The organism is Sphingobacterium sp. SYP-B4668 (assembly GCF_027627455.1).
GTDB lineage: Bacteria > Bacteroidota > Bacteroidia > Sphingobacteriales > Sphingobacteriaceae > Sphingobacterium.
The window spans coordinates 4,436,107-4,452,112 of the sequence record NZ_CP115483.1 but is presented as its reverse complement, the minus strand read 5'-3'; the positions used below and the strand labels follow the sequence as shown (position 1 = coordinate 4,452,112).

General features: G+C 40.0%; 16 protein-coding genes. 13 read left to right on the top strand and 3 right to left on the bottom strand.

Features of this window, described 5'->3' with window-relative positions:
• Window positions 1–47 precede the first annotated feature (47 nt).
• From atpA to OQ289_RS18095, 5 genes are all read left to right on the top strand, one after another.
• Entirely contained in the window at window positions 48–1,622 is a 1,575-nt protein-coding gene (atpA, locus tag OQ289_RS18115; RefSeq protein WP_033564105.1) for a F0F1 ATP synthase subunit alpha, read from the top strand.
• 79 nt (window positions 1,623–1,701) lie between these two features.
• On the top strand, window positions 1,702–2,595 hold the full coding sequence (gene atpG, locus OQ289_RS18110) for an ATP synthase F1 subunit gamma (protein ID WP_270088229.1): 894 nt from the start codon (window positions 1,702–1,704) through the stop codon (window positions 2,593–2,595).
• Window positions 2,596–2,760: 165 nt separating this feature from the next.
• Window positions 2,761–3,042 carry a hypothetical protein gene (locus tag OQ289_RS18105; protein WP_270088228.1) on the top strand — a complete coding sequence of 94 codons (282 nt, stop codon included), beginning with the start codon at window positions 2,761–2,763 and terminating at the stop codon, window positions 3,040–3,042.
• Window positions 3,043–3,050: 8 nt separating this feature from the next.
• Window positions 3,051–3,194, top strand: a complete 144-nt coding sequence (locus OQ289_RS18100) for a tyrosine-type recombinase/integrase (RefSeq protein WP_333485553.1) — start codon at window positions 3,051–3,053, stop codon at window positions 3,192–3,194.
• 234 nt (window positions 3,195–3,428) lie between these two features.
• Window positions 3,429–4,325, top strand: a complete 897-nt coding sequence (locus tag OQ289_RS18095) for an urea transporter (RefSeq protein WP_270088227.1) — start codon at window positions 3,429–3,431, stop codon at window positions 4,323–4,325.
• Window positions 4,326–4,803: 478 nt separating this feature from the next.
• Here the strand turns inward: OQ289_RS18095 and OQ289_RS18090 are convergent, their stop codons facing one another.
• Complete coding sequence (locus tag OQ289_RS18090) at window positions 4,804–5,892, bottom strand: 3-oxoacyl-ACP synthase III family protein (protein ID WP_270088226.1); 1,089 nt, start codon at window positions 5,890–5,892, stop codon at window positions 4,804–4,806.
• 27 nt (window positions 5,893–5,919) lie between these two features.
• Between OQ289_RS18090 and OQ289_RS18085 the strand changes: the two genes are divergently transcribed.
• From OQ289_RS18085 to OQ289_RS18075, 3 genes are all read left to right on the top strand, one after another.
• On the top strand, window positions 5,920–6,201 hold the full coding sequence (locus OQ289_RS18085; protein ID WP_033564108.1) for an ATP-dependent Clp protease adaptor ClpS: 282 nt from the start codon (window positions 5,920–5,922) through the stop codon (window positions 6,199–6,201).
• A gap of 195 nt (window positions 6,202–6,396) precedes the next feature.
• Entirely contained in the window at window positions 6,397–8,754 is a 2,358-nt protein-coding gene (locus OQ289_RS18080) for an outer membrane beta-barrel family protein (protein ID WP_270088225.1), read from the top strand.
• 188 nt (window positions 8,755–8,942) lie between these two features.
• Entirely contained in the window at window positions 8,943–9,773 is an 831-nt protein-coding gene (locus tag OQ289_RS18075; RefSeq protein ID WP_270088224.1) for a 3-keto-disaccharide hydrolase, read from the top strand.
• A gap of 57 nt (window positions 9,774–9,830) precedes the next feature.
• On the opposite strand, the gene OQ289_RS18070 is transcribed toward OQ289_RS18075, so the two are convergent.
• Window positions 9,831–10,532, bottom strand: coding sequence for a YjjG family noncanonical pyrimidine nucleotidase (locus OQ289_RS18070; protein ID WP_270088223.1), 702 nt, complete (start codon window positions 10,530–10,532; stop codon window positions 9,831–9,833).
• Window positions 10,533–10,706: 174 nt separating this feature from the next.
• On the opposite strand from OQ289_RS18070, the gene OQ289_RS18065 reads away from it, so the two are divergent.
• The 5 genes from OQ289_RS18065 to OQ289_RS18045 all read left to right on the top strand — a co-directional run bounded on the left by OQ289_RS18065 (window position 10,707) and on the right by OQ289_RS18045 (window position 14,548).
• Window positions 10,707–11,582: a sensor histidine kinase gene (locus OQ289_RS18065; RefSeq protein WP_270088222.1), complete on the top strand. Its 876-nt coding sequence runs from the start codon at window positions 10,707–10,709 to the stop codon at window positions 11,580–11,582.
• The gene (locus tag OQ289_RS18060) at window positions 11,572–12,276 is read left to right on the top strand and encodes a response regulator transcription factor (protein WP_033564113.1); all 705 of its coding nucleotides are present in this window, start codon (window positions 11,572–11,574) and stop codon (window positions 12,274–12,276) included. The genes OQ289_RS18065 and OQ289_RS18060 overlap by 11 nt, the downstream gene beginning before the upstream one ends.
• A 6-nt stretch (window positions 12,277–12,282) precedes the next feature.
• Window positions 12,283–12,798 (top strand): hypothetical protein, encoded by a 516-nt coding sequence (locus tag OQ289_RS18055; protein ID WP_270088221.1) that lies wholly within the window; start codon window positions 12,283–12,285, stop codon window positions 12,796–12,798.
• On the top strand, window positions 12,798–13,835 hold the full coding sequence (gene hemE / locus OQ289_RS18050) for a uroporphyrinogen decarboxylase (RefSeq protein ID WP_270088220.1): 1,038 nt from the start codon (window positions 12,798–12,800) through the stop codon (window positions 13,833–13,835). The genes OQ289_RS18055 and hemE overlap by 1 nt, the downstream gene beginning before the upstream one ends.
• A 179-nt stretch (window positions 13,836–14,014) precedes the next feature.
• Entirely contained in the window at window positions 14,015–14,548 is a 534-nt protein-coding gene (locus OQ289_RS18045; RefSeq protein ID WP_270088219.1) for a CopD family protein, read from the top strand.
• A 17-nt stretch (window positions 14,549–14,565) separates the two neighbouring features.
• On the opposite strand, the gene OQ289_RS18040 is transcribed toward OQ289_RS18045, so the two are convergent.
• Window positions 14,566–15,996 carry an NAD-dependent succinate-semialdehyde dehydrogenase gene (locus OQ289_RS18040; protein ID WP_270088218.1) on the bottom strand — a complete coding sequence of 477 codons (1,431 nt, stop codon included), beginning with the start codon at window positions 15,994–15,996 and terminating at the stop codon, window positions 14,566–14,568.
• Window positions 15,997–16,006: the final 10 nt, after the last annotated feature.

The following is a 16,006-nucleotide window of genomic DNA, read 5'->3' as shown; positions in this document are numbered from 1 at the left end:
GAACTTGGAAATAAAACAAAAATAAAAAACCCCTTATAAAAATTACAATGATAGAGGTAAGACCAGATGAAGTTTCGGCAATTTTGAGAGAACAATTGTCAGGCTTTAAATCAGAAGCCGAACTCGAAGAAGTGGGTACAGTCCTAACAATAGGTGACGGTATCGCTCGGATCTACGGCTTAACTAAAGTACAGTTGGGAGAGTTAGTAGAGTTTGATAACGGATTGCAAGGTATCGTCATGAACTTGGAAGAGGACAACGTAGGTGTTGTACTTTTGGGTTCTTCTGAAAACGTAAAAGAAGGCGGTACTGTTAAACGTACTGAACGTATCGCATCCATCAAAGTGGGTGAAGGACTTTTGGGTCGTGTCGTTAATACGTTGGGTCAGCCTATCGATGGTAAGGGACCGATTGTAGGAGATACTTACGAAATGCCTATTGAGCGTAAAGCTCCAGGGGTAATTTACCGTCAACCAGTTACAGAGCCTCTACAGACAGGTATCAAAGCCATCGATGCTATGATTCCTATCGGTCGTGGACAGCGTGAGTTGGTTATCGGTGATCGTCAGACAGGTAAGACTGCTGTGTGTATCGATACCATCTTAAACCAAAAAGAATTTTATGATGCAGGTCAACCTGTGTTCTGTATTTATGTTGCTGTGGGTCAAAAGAACTCTACAATTGCGAACATCGTTCGTACATTGGAGGAAAGAGGAGCGATGGCTTATACAGTGATTGTCAACGCTTCGGCTGCTGAACCTGCACCTTTGCAGTTTTACGCTCCGATGTCAGGCGCTGCAATTGGTGAATTTTTCCGTGACACCGGACGTCCAGCATTGATTGTATATGATGATTTGTCAAAACAGGCGGTAGCTTACCGTGAGGTATCCTTATTGCTTCGTCGTCCCCCTGGTCGTGAAGCATATCCTGGAGACGTGTTTTATCTTCACTCCCGTTTATTAGAGCGTGCTGCTAAAATCAATGCTTCAGATGAAATTGCTCGTAATATGAATGACCTTCCTGAGTCTATTAAGCATTTGGTGAAAGGTGGTGGTTCATTGACAGCGCTTCCAATCATTGAGACACAAGCTGGTGATGTATCTGCCTATATCCCAACCAACGTAATTTCAATTACCGATGGTCAGATTTTCTTAGAGTCTAACTTGTTTAATGCGGGTATTCGTCCAGCAATCAACGTGGGTATCTCTGTATCCCGTGTAGGTGGTAATGCGCAGATTAAACCGATGAAGAAAGTATCTGGTACATTGAAGTTGGATCAGGCTCAGTACCGCGAGCTGGAGGCATTTTCTAAATTTGGTTCGGATTTAGATGCTGCAACTAAGGCTGTATTGGATAAAGGGGTTCGTAACGTTGAAATTTTGAAACAAGGACAGTTCTCTCCTGTATCTGTTGAAAAACAAGTTGCAATCATCTATGCAGGTACTAAAGGCCTTTTCCGTTCGGTACCAGTCGCTAAAGTGCGTCAATTTGAAGAGGATTATCTAACTCAATTGGAGCAACGTCATCCAGAAGTTTTGTCAGCACTTAAAGCTGGTAAATTCTCAGATGAATTGACTGATGTGTTGGAAAAAGTTGCTAAAGAATTAGCATCACAATATTAATTAGATATGGGTATGGAGTATTGAGTATAGAGCAATATACTCAATACACAGTGCTCAATACTCAAGTCTCAATTTAAATATGGCAAACTTAAAAGAAGTAAGAAACCGTATTGTATCGGTATCCTCGACGCAGCAGATCACTAAAGCGATGAAAATGGTGTCTGCCGCCAAATTAAAGCGTGCGACAAATGCAATTATACAATTGCGTCCATATGCCAATAAATTAAGGGCGATTCTGGCTGATGTATCTGCAAGTGTCGAAGGTAATGATTCACCTTTTACCAAAGATCGCGAGCCCAATAAGGTACTATTGGTAGTGGTCTCGTCCAATAGAGGACTTGCGGGAGCATTCAATGCCAATGTTATCAAGGCAACCAATAATCTGATTTCGGAGAAATATGCAGATCAACTAAGAAAAGGTAACGTCAGTATCATAGCTATCGGTAAGAAAGGAAATGATTTTTATGCCAAACGCAATGCGTACAATGTCGTGGCCAATCATAGTGAATTGTTCACCGAGCTTAATTTTGAGAATACTTCCAAGATAACAGAGTTTATCATGGAGCAATTCAAAGAAGGCAACTACGACCGCGTAGAGGTGGTATATAATCAATTCCGCAACGCTGCTGTTCAAATATTGACAGCAGAGCAGATCTTGCCTTTACTTCCGGCAGAAGATACCGCAAAGACTAAAGAAGAACCAAAGGAGATTGATTACATCATCGAGCCGTCTAAGGAAAAAATAATAGAGGAATTAATTCCTAAGGCTATCAAAATCCAATTATACAAAGCTGTCTTGGATTCTCATGCTTCTGAGCATGGTGCTCGTATGACAGCTATGGACAAGGCAACTGAGAATGCTGGTGATTTGATTAAATCATTGAAGCTGTCTTATAACCAAGCACGTCAAGCGGCCATTACAACTGAGTTGACCGAGATCGTATCAGGTGCTGCAGCACTGTCAAATGGATAAATAGTATTTTTATGATAAATTTTCAGTAAAAATACATCAAAGATTAAAACCAGGTAAAACGGTTGTAAATAAAGATTTTACAGCCGTTTTTTGATTTTTTGATAATGAGTTAAAAAGCAGTAAGAAGCGATTTTTGTCAAAAGTAGGGTTACCAACACGTTACTTTTGATAAACAGATATAACACCTTTACAGGTCTTTCCTATTCCGATATGAAAGGACTTAAAATAGCTATATTCAAGATTTCTTTGACAGCAACCAATGGATTACTGTACGCAGAAAAAAACGTCTACATCATCAAACGTGATGCTGTTGGATATCCAAAAATGATTATCGAAAAGGATGCGGGATTTTCAAAAGAAGACAAGGTATTTACTGTACCCTCAAATACGGTCAGCAATGATAGTCTAAAACGAATATTTCCAGATAGACTGTCCAAAAGAAAGTAACCTTTCATTTGGCATCTCACACCTTTGCCACATTGTTTTTGAGCGAGGGTGTTCCATTAGAAAGTTTGAGCAAGATGTTAGGGTATAAAAACATTGCCTCAACGCAGATTTATGCAAAAATTCTTAACGAGAAAGTCGGAAAGGATATGTAAAAGCTATCGCATAAATTTAAGGGTATGGAATAGTCTTTTGTTTCGCAACTCTGAACTTATAAAGTTACCAAGGGAAATCAATGCTATAAGCATTGGTTTTTTATTTATATTAGTGCTTGCTATAAAAAAAATTACAAACAATTGAAAACGGATAACTTGTGCCAATCTTCTAGTTAGCAGTAATTGGAGGACACAACATACAGGAAAGTAGCCTACAGGAACAACATCAAGATTATGACATCAGAAAACCCGACTTATAGAAATACTGCTACACGATTTACATTGATAAATCAATCTTTAAAAGGCTTGGGGCAGATAATGCTCCAAGAGAATGCACTAACTGGCTTCCTGTTTTTAGTTGGAGTACTTATTGGTTCAATCAATATGGGAATAGCTGTAATCGTTTCAGTTTTTGTAGCGACATTGGCAGCCAAACTTTTTAAGTTTGAAATAAGCGGTATAGACAAAGGACTTTACGGATTTAATGCTGCTTTAGTTGGAGCTGCATTAATTTTGTTTAGTAAACCGACACTGATTATTTGGTGCTTTATTGTTATAGGAGCAATCATTTCAACACTTATACAGCACTTTTTTATAACGAATAAAGTAACAGTCTTTACTTTACCTTTTGTATTAGTAAGTTGGGCAATACTATTTATCATTAATCATTTTTTACCCGAATTGAATATTACCGCATCCCCTGTAAATACTTATGACGAAGCTGATTTCGGTTTTGCTTTTCGAGGATATGGACAGGTTATTTTTCAAGACAATTTATTAGCAGGGGTAGTATTTTTTGTTGCCGTATTTATCAACTCGCCCCTTGCAGCATTATATGGACTTGCAGGTTCGATAGTGGCTGTATTTGTATCTCAACTCTTTTCTATTCCCGTTGAAAATATTAATTTAGGTTTAGTAAGTTATAATGCAGTTTTATGTGCGATTGTTTTTGCTGGCAATAAAACAAAAGACGGAATTTGGGTTTTGTTTTCTGTTGTTTTGACGACAATCATTAGTCAGTATATGACCACACTACCCTTTCCTCAATTAACTTTTCCATTTGTTGCTGCATCAGTCACGACACTTATTTTGAAAAATAACATTAGATTGAGCGGTAAGAAAAATAAGTAATGGAGGATTGAGCGAACATGTATAATTAGTGTGGCAAAGAAAAACTACCGTTAACATCACATCGATAAAATAGTGGTTTTAAATAATTTCATTCAAATGCTATTGATGAAGCGTATCAAATGATGCTATACCAGCAAGAATATTTGTTGTTGATAAGAGAGGATGTTATAAAGCAAGGCATTAAAAGCCGATGGGAGGAAATCAATTTCTTTCGCAACATTAAACCGTATATACTTTCTAAACTCCTTGACCATAATAAGATATTCCGCATACAGACGTCTTGTCCTGTTGAAGGAGGAAAAATGTACGCCAGTTATTTTTGAGAACAATTGCAAGAATTGAATACCTAACTTTTTTGATTATTCTTATAGAGGCTTAATATTCAGCTGATATGACTTTTTGCTAAAAACTTTATAATATAAAAAAAGAGGCGGTCACTTGTGAAATTTGATCGCCTCTTTTTTTATTATGGTAGGGGTTACCACCTAATGAGTGCTGATCCCCAGGTGAAGCCTGCTCCAAAAGCAGCTAGACATATCAGGTCTCCCTCTTTTATCTTGCCCTCTTCCCAAGCCTCACATAACGCGATGGGCACTGATGCTGCCGTGGTATTTCCATATTTTTGGATATTATTGAATACTTGATGATCAGCCAGTCCCAAGGATTTCTGTACAAATTGGGAGATACGGAGATTGGCTTGGTGGGGGATTAACATGTCAATGTCGCTGGTTACTAGACTGTTTTTAGCCAGTGCTTCTTGGATGACTTCCGGGAATTTTACTACCGCCTTTTTGAACACAGCCTGACCATCCATATAGGCGGAGGTAGAGCCATCTTCAAGCATTTCTTTGGTCATGTATAGTCCACCAAGTTCTTGTTCTGGCCATTTTGGTGGATTATCCAACCAGATGCCTGCAGAAGCTCCTGGATAGTACATGGCTAGCTTTTCGGCATCTGCTCCGTCAGCGTGGAGATGCGTGCTTAGGATGCCCTTTCCGTGCTCTTGAGTCGGTTGTAGGACCACAGCTCCTGCACCGTCTCCAAATATAACAGATACGGAACGGCTTCGGGTAGCAAAATCCATTGCAAAAGATTGTTTTTCGGAGCCGACTACTAGAATGTTTTTATACATTCCCGTTTTGATAAATTGGTCAGCTACAGAAAGCGCATATACAAATCCTGAGCACTGATTACGAATATCCAATGCTCCGACTTCTTTCATTCCCATCTCTCGTTGCAATAGGACACCACAACCTGGAAAATAGTAATCTGGCGAGAGCGTAGCGAAAATGATAAAATCAATCTCTGCAGCAGTGGTGCCCGCACGTTCTATAGCAATTTTCGACGCCTCAATAGCCATAGTAGTAGTAGTCTCTCCCAAGCGGTCAGCATAGCGGCGTTCTTTGATGCCGGTGCGCTCTTGGATCCATTCGTCGCTTGTATCCATGAATCGCGTGAGGTCATCATTGGTATATACATTTTTGGGGACATAATAACCGATCCCAGCTATCCTCGATTGAAACATATCTCTTATCTCGTTAATTTTCAGAACTTCAAAATTACACATTTTTTGAAAATTAATTACTTTTGTGCTATGAGTGTAGAGACAGAACAGGAAACCTATTCATTGGAGGAAATCTTAGCAGCCGTCAAAAGTTCAAATCGGCTGATTCTTTGGAACGATGAGATTAATACATTTGAGCATGTAATCACGTGCTTGATGAAGCATCTGCAGTATACGGAGGGACAGGCCGAGCAAATCGCTTGGAAAGTACATACCGCGGGTAAATGCCCGGTGTTGGAAGGGTCATATACAGAAATGGAGATATACCGTAAGATATTGAAATCCGAAGGTTTGACCGTGTCTGTGGAGTGATAGTCAAAACGGTTGAATAGATTGATTTCTTCGTAATAATGCGGTTACGTGTTACTTATTGCAAGTGAAAAGAAGCATTTTTGCTTTTCCATTTGTAAATAATACACTATGTCGTCGAGAATTTTGCTTTACCTTTTATTTGTTTGCCTTCCGGTCTTTTCTTTCGCACAGTCCTCTCAAATAAAATTTCTTGTGGTGGATGAAAAATCCAATGAACCCATTTTGGGGGCAAGTGCTGCTTTGTTAAAGCAATCTTCACAAGCTTATATCAAAGGTCAACAATCGGACATAAATGGACAAATTATCTTTGATGCTGTAGATGCGGGGGTATATACGGTGCGGGTTACCTTCATGGGGTATGAAAATCTGGTGAAAGAAAATATCAACCTTGAAAAAGGTAAGAATTTAAATGTGGGAACATTGAAGATGAAAGAGGACGGCCAGATGCTAGATGAAGTAGTTGTAGAGGGGAAAGCTCCTGCAATGGAGATTGGCATAGACCGGAAGATATTCAATGTAGGACAGAGCTTGGTAAGTGTGGGTGGGACTGCAACCGATCTCTTGGCAAATGTACCTACCCTTCAAGTGGATATGGACGGTTCAGTAAGCCTGCGAGGATCTAGCAGTGTCCGGATATTGATAGATGGAAAGGAGTCAGCAATGGCAGGGAGTGATATTACGAGCTTGTTGCAATCCTTACCCGCCAATGCCATAGATAAGGTGGAGGTCATCACCAATCCCTCTTCGAAATATGACGCCGAGGGACAATCAGGTATTATCAACATTGTACTGAAGAAAAATGTCAGGACAGGTTTAAACGGCATGTTCAATGCCTCTGGGGGATCATACAACAACTACTCTGCTGGGGCAACCCTAAGTTACAAGGACGAAAAATTCAATTACAGCGGAAGTTACAATTTCAGTCGGCGTAATATGGTTGGCGGCGGAGCGACCAAGAATACGTATTTAAATAATAATAGCCAGATCAACAATGTGGAGGATGCCAATCGAAAGGGCATCAATAACATGTTCAAACTGGGGGTGGAGTATTCTCCTAATGCAAAAACTACAATCGGGATTTCTGGAAACCTAAGTGTACGGGACAACGACCGTAATAATGACTTAAAATATTCCTATTTCAACCATCCTCAATTGAATGGGACCAGCCTACGTACCTCTCGGCAAAAAGAAGATGATTTGGGATATGACTTAAACCTGGACTTCAGTCGAAAATTTGCTCGTGAAGGAGAAGAATTGACTGCAAACGTCATGTATGGTCGGGATACAGAAGATGGTACAAACGATTACAACCAGACTTATTCAACGGAATTGCCTATCGAAAGCAGATTGAATAGTACCTCTGAAGATGGAAAGAATACGAATATACAGGTGGATTATGTAAGGCCATTTTCGGATGCTAGCAAATTGGAACTTGGCTACAAAACGACTATCCGAAGCTCATTTGATACACAGTTTTCAGATACGTTGGACAATATATCTGGTGGTATGCGCCCAGATTATGGGATCAGCAATGATTTCGATTTAAAAAATTCTGTGCATGCTTTGTATGTTAATTATCAAAATAAACTGACGGATAAGCTTTCCTACCAAGTTGGTTTGAGAGGGGAGCAGACTTATCTGACTTCTATTTATTATAAAAAAGACCCATCTACACCTTCCGACGAGATAGAGACGAAAGCCAAGCAAGACTATTTTAGATTGTATCCAACAGCCTTCTTGACCTATGCTGTTGGCAAGGATGGCGACAAGGTGCAGTTGAGTTATTCTAGACGTGTACAACGTCCTCGTGGTTGGCAAGTGAATCCATTTGAAGATGTGTCGGATGATATGAATCGTAGGCAAGGTAATCCTAACTTGCTACCAGAGGACATCCATTCTTTTGAGTTGAGCTATGCCAAATTTTATGAAAAATGGAACTTTATATCCACGGGATACTATCGGCGTATGAAGGATATGATGCAACCTTATATCTACGATGTCAATACATCCACAAGTGTGACAAAAAGCCGATGGGAGAATTTGACAAATTCGAGTGTCGCAGGCTTGGAATTAATTTCTAAGGTTAATTTTACCAATTGGTTGGATGTAACCCTCAACGGTAACATGTATTACAATAAGATAGATGGTAATACCGCGTTTGATATTAAGGAGAGTGATGCTTTGAACTGGAATGTCAACATGACTTCCAATGTGAAGATTTTGGCGAATCTTTCAGGGCAAATACGGGCGGACTATAACGCCCCACGTTTGCGGGCACAGGGTAAAACTGAACCGATGACTGGGATAGATGTAGGATTGAAGCAGGATGTCTTGAATAAAAAAGGGAGTATCATGTTCAATGTTCGAGATTTATTGGATACTCGCAAATTTGGAGGATATACTAATACGGCGCAAGTCAATTCTTATTTCGAACACCGTTGGATGAAGCGTATGTTTATGCTTTCATTCTCTTATCGTTTTGGCATGCAGGACCTCGGAAAGAAGAAGCGAGTGGAAAATAGTGTGGAGATGGAAGGTGGTGAACAATTTTAGACAAGATGTTAAAAGGAATTAGCAATAGCCTAAAATTCGTTTTTTTTTGCTATTTTTCCACTGCAAATAACCCGTCGTGACGGAATAGAGATTGATAAATTAGACTTGCAATTTCTTTGGATTTGCATATGAATACAGATTTATCTAAGTTTAGTAAAAACACTTAAATCGATTATAAAAATAATACAATGAGATCAAAATTCAATTACCTATTTGCAGGAGTGGCCGCATTGACTTTTTCATTTGGTGTCGATACATCGCAACACGTACAGGCACAGACAAAGAAAGAAACAGCTGCTCCCAGCTATAAACTGTCAAATTTTTCAAAAGTTGACATTAAAAAGTTTCCGAAGAATAGTAAAGGCGCTTATGTCATCTTTGATGGAAAATCAACAGAGGGCTGGAGAGGGTATAACAAGGATCATATTCCTGCAAAATGGGGTATTGAGGATGGTACGCTTAAATTCACTGCAAAACCCAAAGGCAATGAAAAGGCTGAAGGTGGCGATTTAATCTTCGCACATGATTTTAAAAACTTTGAATTGGAATTCGAGTGGAAGATATCACATGCGGGTAATTCAGGAACTTTTTTCCTTGCCAAAGAAGTAGAAGGACAGCCTATTTATATTTCTAGTCCTGAATATCAGTTGTTGGACAATGACAATCATCCTGATGCCAAGCAAGGTGTGGACGGGAACCGCAAATCTGCATCGTTGTACGATATGATTCCTGCTAAACCGCAAAATGGAAAGCCTGCTGGGGAATGGAACCTAGCTAAGATTGTTGTGAATAAGGGCAAAGTGACCCATTACCAAAATGGAGTAAAAGTAGTAGAGTACGATTTGTGGACGCCACAATGGATTGCGCTTTTACAATCTAGCAAATTTAGCGAAGCAAAATGGCCGTTGGCGTATGAGCTATTGAGCCAAGTTGGTGGAAAGTCTAAATCTGGAGTGATTGGTTTCCAGGATCATGGCGATGACGTCTGGTTGAAAAACATTACGGTGAAGGTACTGTAGTGAAAAATAAATACTAGAAAAAGGAGCCTCAGGCTCCTTTTTTATTTTGCTAGAAATTTAAAACACCTGCCTGAGCTCTCCCAAATCTGTAATGCTGTGCTTGACGTCAATAGGTATAGCACTCTGGTGGGGATTGAAAAATATCGCGTCTATCCCTACATTTTGGGCGCCCCTTACATCTGCATCAATACTATCACCCACCATAATGGATAGCGCTGAAACTCCACCTGTAGCCCTTAGTGCATGCTGGAAAATCTTGGGGTCCGGTTTATTGACGCCTACGAGCTCAGAGATGAAAATATGCTCGAAATATTGTTCGAGATTGCTTTTCATCAACTTCACTTCACATGCTTCTTTAAAGCCATTTGAGATTAGATGTAAATTGTATCTTTCTTTTAGATAGGACAGTGTCTCGTGTGCGTTTGGAAATAAATTGGTCTTTTGTGGACACATAATCAAATATTCTTCTTCAAAATCGGAAGGAAATAACAAGGGGTCTACCCCCAACTGTGAAAAGGTGTCGCCGAATCTTGCTTGTCGGAGCGTTGGCTTATCTATTTTACCATGATGGTAGAGATTCCATAGACGATGATTATTGGTCGTATAGGTTGAGATAAAAAGATCGGCAGTCTGATGATTGAAGAGCTTATCAAATTGATATTTAAAAAAAAGCTCATGTAAGGTCTCGGCTGCATTCTTGTCAAAATCCCAAATGGTATGATCTAGGTCGAAGAATATATCTTTCTTGTGTTGGAACATAGGGGGTAAAATAGAAATTAAAAATTAGAATGTCAAAAATCCTTTTTATTAGGTTGTAGGATTCGATTGATAATAAGGTTTTATGCGTTTTTTCCTATTAGTGTCAAAATGTTTTAGAATCTTTTTAATACCTGATGGAATGTCTATTTTTGTTTTTTATCGATTGAATTCTGTATGAGGAAGACTCTTTTTCTATTCTATTTTTTGGTGTTTTATGCGGTCTCCCAACTTATCTGGTGGGGCGTTATGTTGGTGAAGTATGAGCCTCAACGTAAATCAATGATTATAGGGGAGGGGATGTTCTTTTTGTTGATTTTCTTATGGGGCGTGTTGAGGTTAAAGAACAATTTCAAACGAGAACATAAGATTCATCAACAACAGCAGAATTTTTTGCTTGCCATCACGCATGAATTGAAATCTCCCTTAGCTTCGGTTAAGCTATATATCCAAACTATTTTGAAAAGAGATTTGGATAAGGAACAGCAGCAGGTTTTTCTTCGGAATTCATTGAAAGACATAGAACGACTGGATGATTTGGTAGAGAATGTATTGCTCACCACAAAGCTTGAGAATAGGAGTTATAACCTGCCGAAGGAAGAGTTTGATTTGACGGAAATGGTAGAAGGTATTGTTGATCGCCTACAGAAGAATTCTTGTCAATCACAGATCATTAAACCGGAACTTGATCCCGATTTGAAGTTGGTCGCCGATAAATTTGCAATAACGAATGTTGTCACCAATCTAATTGAAAATGCTATCAAGTATTCCCCCCCGTGCGCCAGTGTATTCGTCAGATTGAAAAAAGAGGGAACAAAATTGATTTTTTCAGTTACTGACCATGGAATAGGTGTACCGGATGAAGAAAAAAAGAATATATTTAATAAATTTTATCGAGTAGGTAATGAGTCCACCCGCAAAACCAAAGGGACAGGATTGGGGTTATACATTGTGAAGACGGTTTTGCAGAAGCATAACGCCACGATAAAAGTAAAAGATAACACTCCTTCTGGGAGTATTTTTGAAGTAACATTTGAAAACTATGCAGGCTAAACAACGTATACTTCTAGTAGAAGATGAAGAACATTTGCTAGAGGCTATCAAATTAAATCTCGAGTTAGAAGGGTACCGCGTGAGTACCGCTACAGATGGTAAAAAAGCACTTAAAGTGTTTAAAGAGGAACGTTTCAATCTCATCATATTAGATGTCATGATTCCGGAGATTGATGGTTTCCAGGTTGCTGAAACCATTCGCTTGCAAAATAGCGAAGTCCCTATTATGTTCCTCACGGCCAAAAATAGTAGCGAAGACCGTATTACCGGACTCAAGAAAGGTGCTGATGACTATTTGGTCAAACCCTTCAACTTAGAAGAGCTTATCCTTCGTGTAGGTAACTTAGTGCGTAGAGGTATGAAAGGGGATGATCTTAAAGAATTGAACTCTTATACCATAGGTGATAAGACCATATACTTCAACTCTTACGAACTCCATCATGCCGATGGTACGGTCACTTCCTTAACAAAAAAGGAGACGATGTTGCTTAAGCTTCTAATAGAGCGCCGTAATGAAGCAGTATCACGTGAACAGATTTTAGAAACGGTCTGGAACTACGATGTATATCCATCTACACGTACCATTGATAATTTCATTCTGACTTTCCGTAAATACTTTGAGCCAGATCAAAAGCATCCTATTTATTTTCATTCCATCCGTGGAGTTGGATATAAGTTTACAGACAATCAGTAAGTAGTAATGACAAAAAAGGCACGATATATAGTCATTGCCGTTGCTGTATGTTTCCTCGTTTATGCCATCTATGCTAAGCATTACTACGCGTGCGTATATATACTTGGCGGGATTGGCTATTTGATTTGGAGCCAATACAGAGAAGGCTCCGTTTTTATAGCGACGCAGGCTTTTCACAAGCAAGACTATGAGAAGACCAAGATGTTACTGTCAGACATCACCAATCCCGACACGCTCCGTAAAGGAAGACGAAATTTTTATGAATTCATGATGGGTAATATAGCCCTTAAGGAAGATCGGCTTGACGAGGCTGAATATCATTTTCAATTGGCTTCCCGCTTGCCTTGGAAAAGAGAGCATGAGAAGGGAATGGTGCTGATTAATCTTGCAAATATCAATTTAAGAAAAAAGGCTTACGACCGCGTCAAAGCCTATCTGGAGGTCGCAAATGGATTGCAGTTGACGGGTAGACAACGGTCAATTGTTGAGAAAATAGAAAACGAATTATCAAAACATTTATAGTGAACAAAACCTTACAAAACGATTTATTTATCAGGGCTGCATTTGGTCAGCAAACAGAGCGTCCTCCAGTATGGATGATGCGTCAAGCGGGACGATACATGCCGGAGTATTGGGAGATTAAGAATAAGTATTCTTTTTTGGAAATGTGCAAGACTCCTGAAATCGCAGCTGATGTGACCATGTTGCCGGTAGATTTGCTAGATATTGATGCTGCCATCCTATTTTCGGATATCTTGGTGACTCCCGAGGCTATGGGTGGTGATTTGTCCTTTGAACAAGGGATGGGGCCACGTTTTGCGAATCCAGTGCGTGTATGGGAGGATGCTGAAAAATTGGATGCTGGAAGCGTGCATAAGCTTCAATATGTCGCGGATGCCATCCAAGTAATCCAAGAAAGATTGTCCAGACGCATTCCGTTGATTGGATTTGCAGGCGCTCCTTTTACTATTTTAAGCTATCTAGTAGAAGGCAAGTCGTCCAAGGATTTTAAATTGACGAAGACTATGCTTAACAATGATCCCAAGTTGGGACATTACATCTTGCAGAAGATTACAGATCTTACCGTGGATTACTTGAATATGCAAATTGAAGCTGGGGTAAATGCTGTACAGTTATTTGATAGTTGGGCAATGGCGCTTTCATGGAATGATTATCTTGAGTTTGGACATGCGTATACCCAGCAGATCATATCCAGGATAAATAGATCGGGTGTTCCAGTAATCTCTTTTGCACGCGGCAGTTCTGTGTTCTACCCAATTATGAGCGAAGCGAGGCCTGATGTTATTTCCTTGGATTGGAATGCTGATATCTTGAACGTAAAGCAGGACCTTCCATCGGGGATAGCCGTACAAGGAAATTTTGATCCGATTATACTATATGCAGATAAAACCGTTATTGAGAAAAAAATCCACGAGCTATTTGAACGTATGAGAGGTCAAGAAGGCTTTTTATTTAACCTCGGTCATGGTATCATGCCCGATATGCCATTTGACAATGTCAAATTTGCAGTAGATGTTATTAGAGAGTTTCGCTATTAAGGAAGATATTTAGCTTAAAAATAGAAGGATTAAAGAATAGGGATTGGATAAAGTCTTTATTCTTTAGTCCTTTCATCATAGAATGAGCGTTTGGGATTAAAGTGTAAAGAGTGAAAATCATCAATATTCTTTTATCCTATGTCAATTTTCGCGCTGCAGTACATTAATTCCAAAGAAAAATGGTTTATCAATACGCCAAGGCCATCCATATTATCTTTGTCGTCTGTTGGATGGCGGGACTATTCTATATCGTTAGACTCTTTATCTATCATATAGAGGCCAAGACGAAGACTCCCGAAGAATATCAGGTACTACACAAACAGTTTAAGGTCATGGAGTCCAAGCTGTGGTGGGTCATTACTACACCGGCAATGTACCTGACTGTTGTTGCAGGTTTGCTCATGTTGTACCTTTCGCCTTCTTGGCTTGAAATGGGGTGGATGCATGTTAAGCTTCTTTTTGTTGTGGGTTTGGTGGTTTATCACTTTATCTGTCAAAAGATTATGAGCCAATTGGCAGTCGAAACGTGTACATGGTCATCGACACAACTTCGGCTCTGGAATGAGTTGGCAACACTATTGTTGTTTGCTATTGTTTTTCTAGTAGTGTTGAAGTCTGCACTCAACTGGATATTTGGAGTTGTTGGCCTAGTTGGACTTTCAGTGGTGCTGATGATGGCTGTCAAATTATACAAAAGATATCGCACACGCTAATTTATGTTTTGGAGACATTACCCACCAAAACATAAATATTTAATTTCCATATACTCATCTAGTCCATATCTGGACCCCTCACGTCCTACTCCAGATTCCTTTACCCCTCCAAATGGTGCAGCCGCGTTAGATATAAGTCCAATATTGATGCCCACCATTCCCGCTTCTAATTTTTCAGCAACTCGAAAACATCTGTTGACATGCTGACTGTAAAAATAGGAGGCTAGTCCAAATTCAGTATTGTTGGCTAAGGATAAAACCTCTTCTTCAGATTTGAATTTGAAAAGTGCACATACTGGACCGAAGGTCTCTTCTTGTGCAATCAAAGTGTCACACGTTACATCAAGCAATACAGTAGGGGCAAAGAATAGGCCGTTGATTACTCGACCGCCAGTCGCGATTTTCGCTCCCTTGGCAAGAGCATCCTCAACGTGTTCTTCAACTTTTTTCAATCCCTTTGCGTTGATGAGCGGCCCAATCTGTACACCTTTTTCTAGGCCATTACCCACTTTGAGCTTCTTGACCGCTTGTGTAAGTTTGGATGCAAAATCGTCATAGACATCGTCTTGGACGTAAAATCTGTTGACAGAGACACAAGTTTGTCCAGAGTTTCTGAACTTTGCAGCGATGGCACCTTCCACGGCTGCATCTACGTCGGCATCGTCGAAGACAATAAAAGGCGCATTACCCCCAAGTTCCATCGATAGTTTCTTGATGTTGGAGGCCGATTGTTCCATTAATGTTCTACCGACAGGTGTCGAACCTGTGAAAGAAAGTTTACGGATTGTCTTATTTGTAGCCAACTCCTGACCAATACCTGCACTATCTTTGCTTGTGATGACATTGAAGACACCGTTGGGTATACCTGCATCTTCGGCAAGTTTGGCTAATGCAATGGCAGTGAACGGAGTCTGCGATGCGGGCTTTAATATCACGGTACAGCCTGCGGCAAGGGCTGGTGCTACCTTTCGCGTAACCATCGCCAAAGGAAAGTTCCAAGGGGTGATGGCAGCCACCACTCCGATTCCTTGCTTGATGGTCATCAGATGCATTCCCTTTTTCGATGCTGGGATGGTATCTCCATAAGCGCGTTTACCTTCCTCTGCAAACCATTCTACGAAAGAGTTGCCATAATCGACCTCTACTAGAGATTCTTGTAGCGGCTTACCACTTTCTAAAGTCATGATCTCTGCTAAAAGGGGCTTATGCGATACAATGAGCTCATACCATTTCCGAATGATTGCAGATCGTTCACCATTACTGGTTTCTCTCCACCTCTGGAGGGCAGATTCTGCAGCTAGAATTGCCTTTTTGCAGTCGTTTGTCGTGAGGTCGGGCATTGCTGCTATAGGCAGACCCGTTGCAGGGTTGATGATTTCAAATGTATGAGAACTGGATATGAATTTCCCATTGACATATGCTTTGTTGATCAATAGTGAATTTTGCATGAGTAGAAAA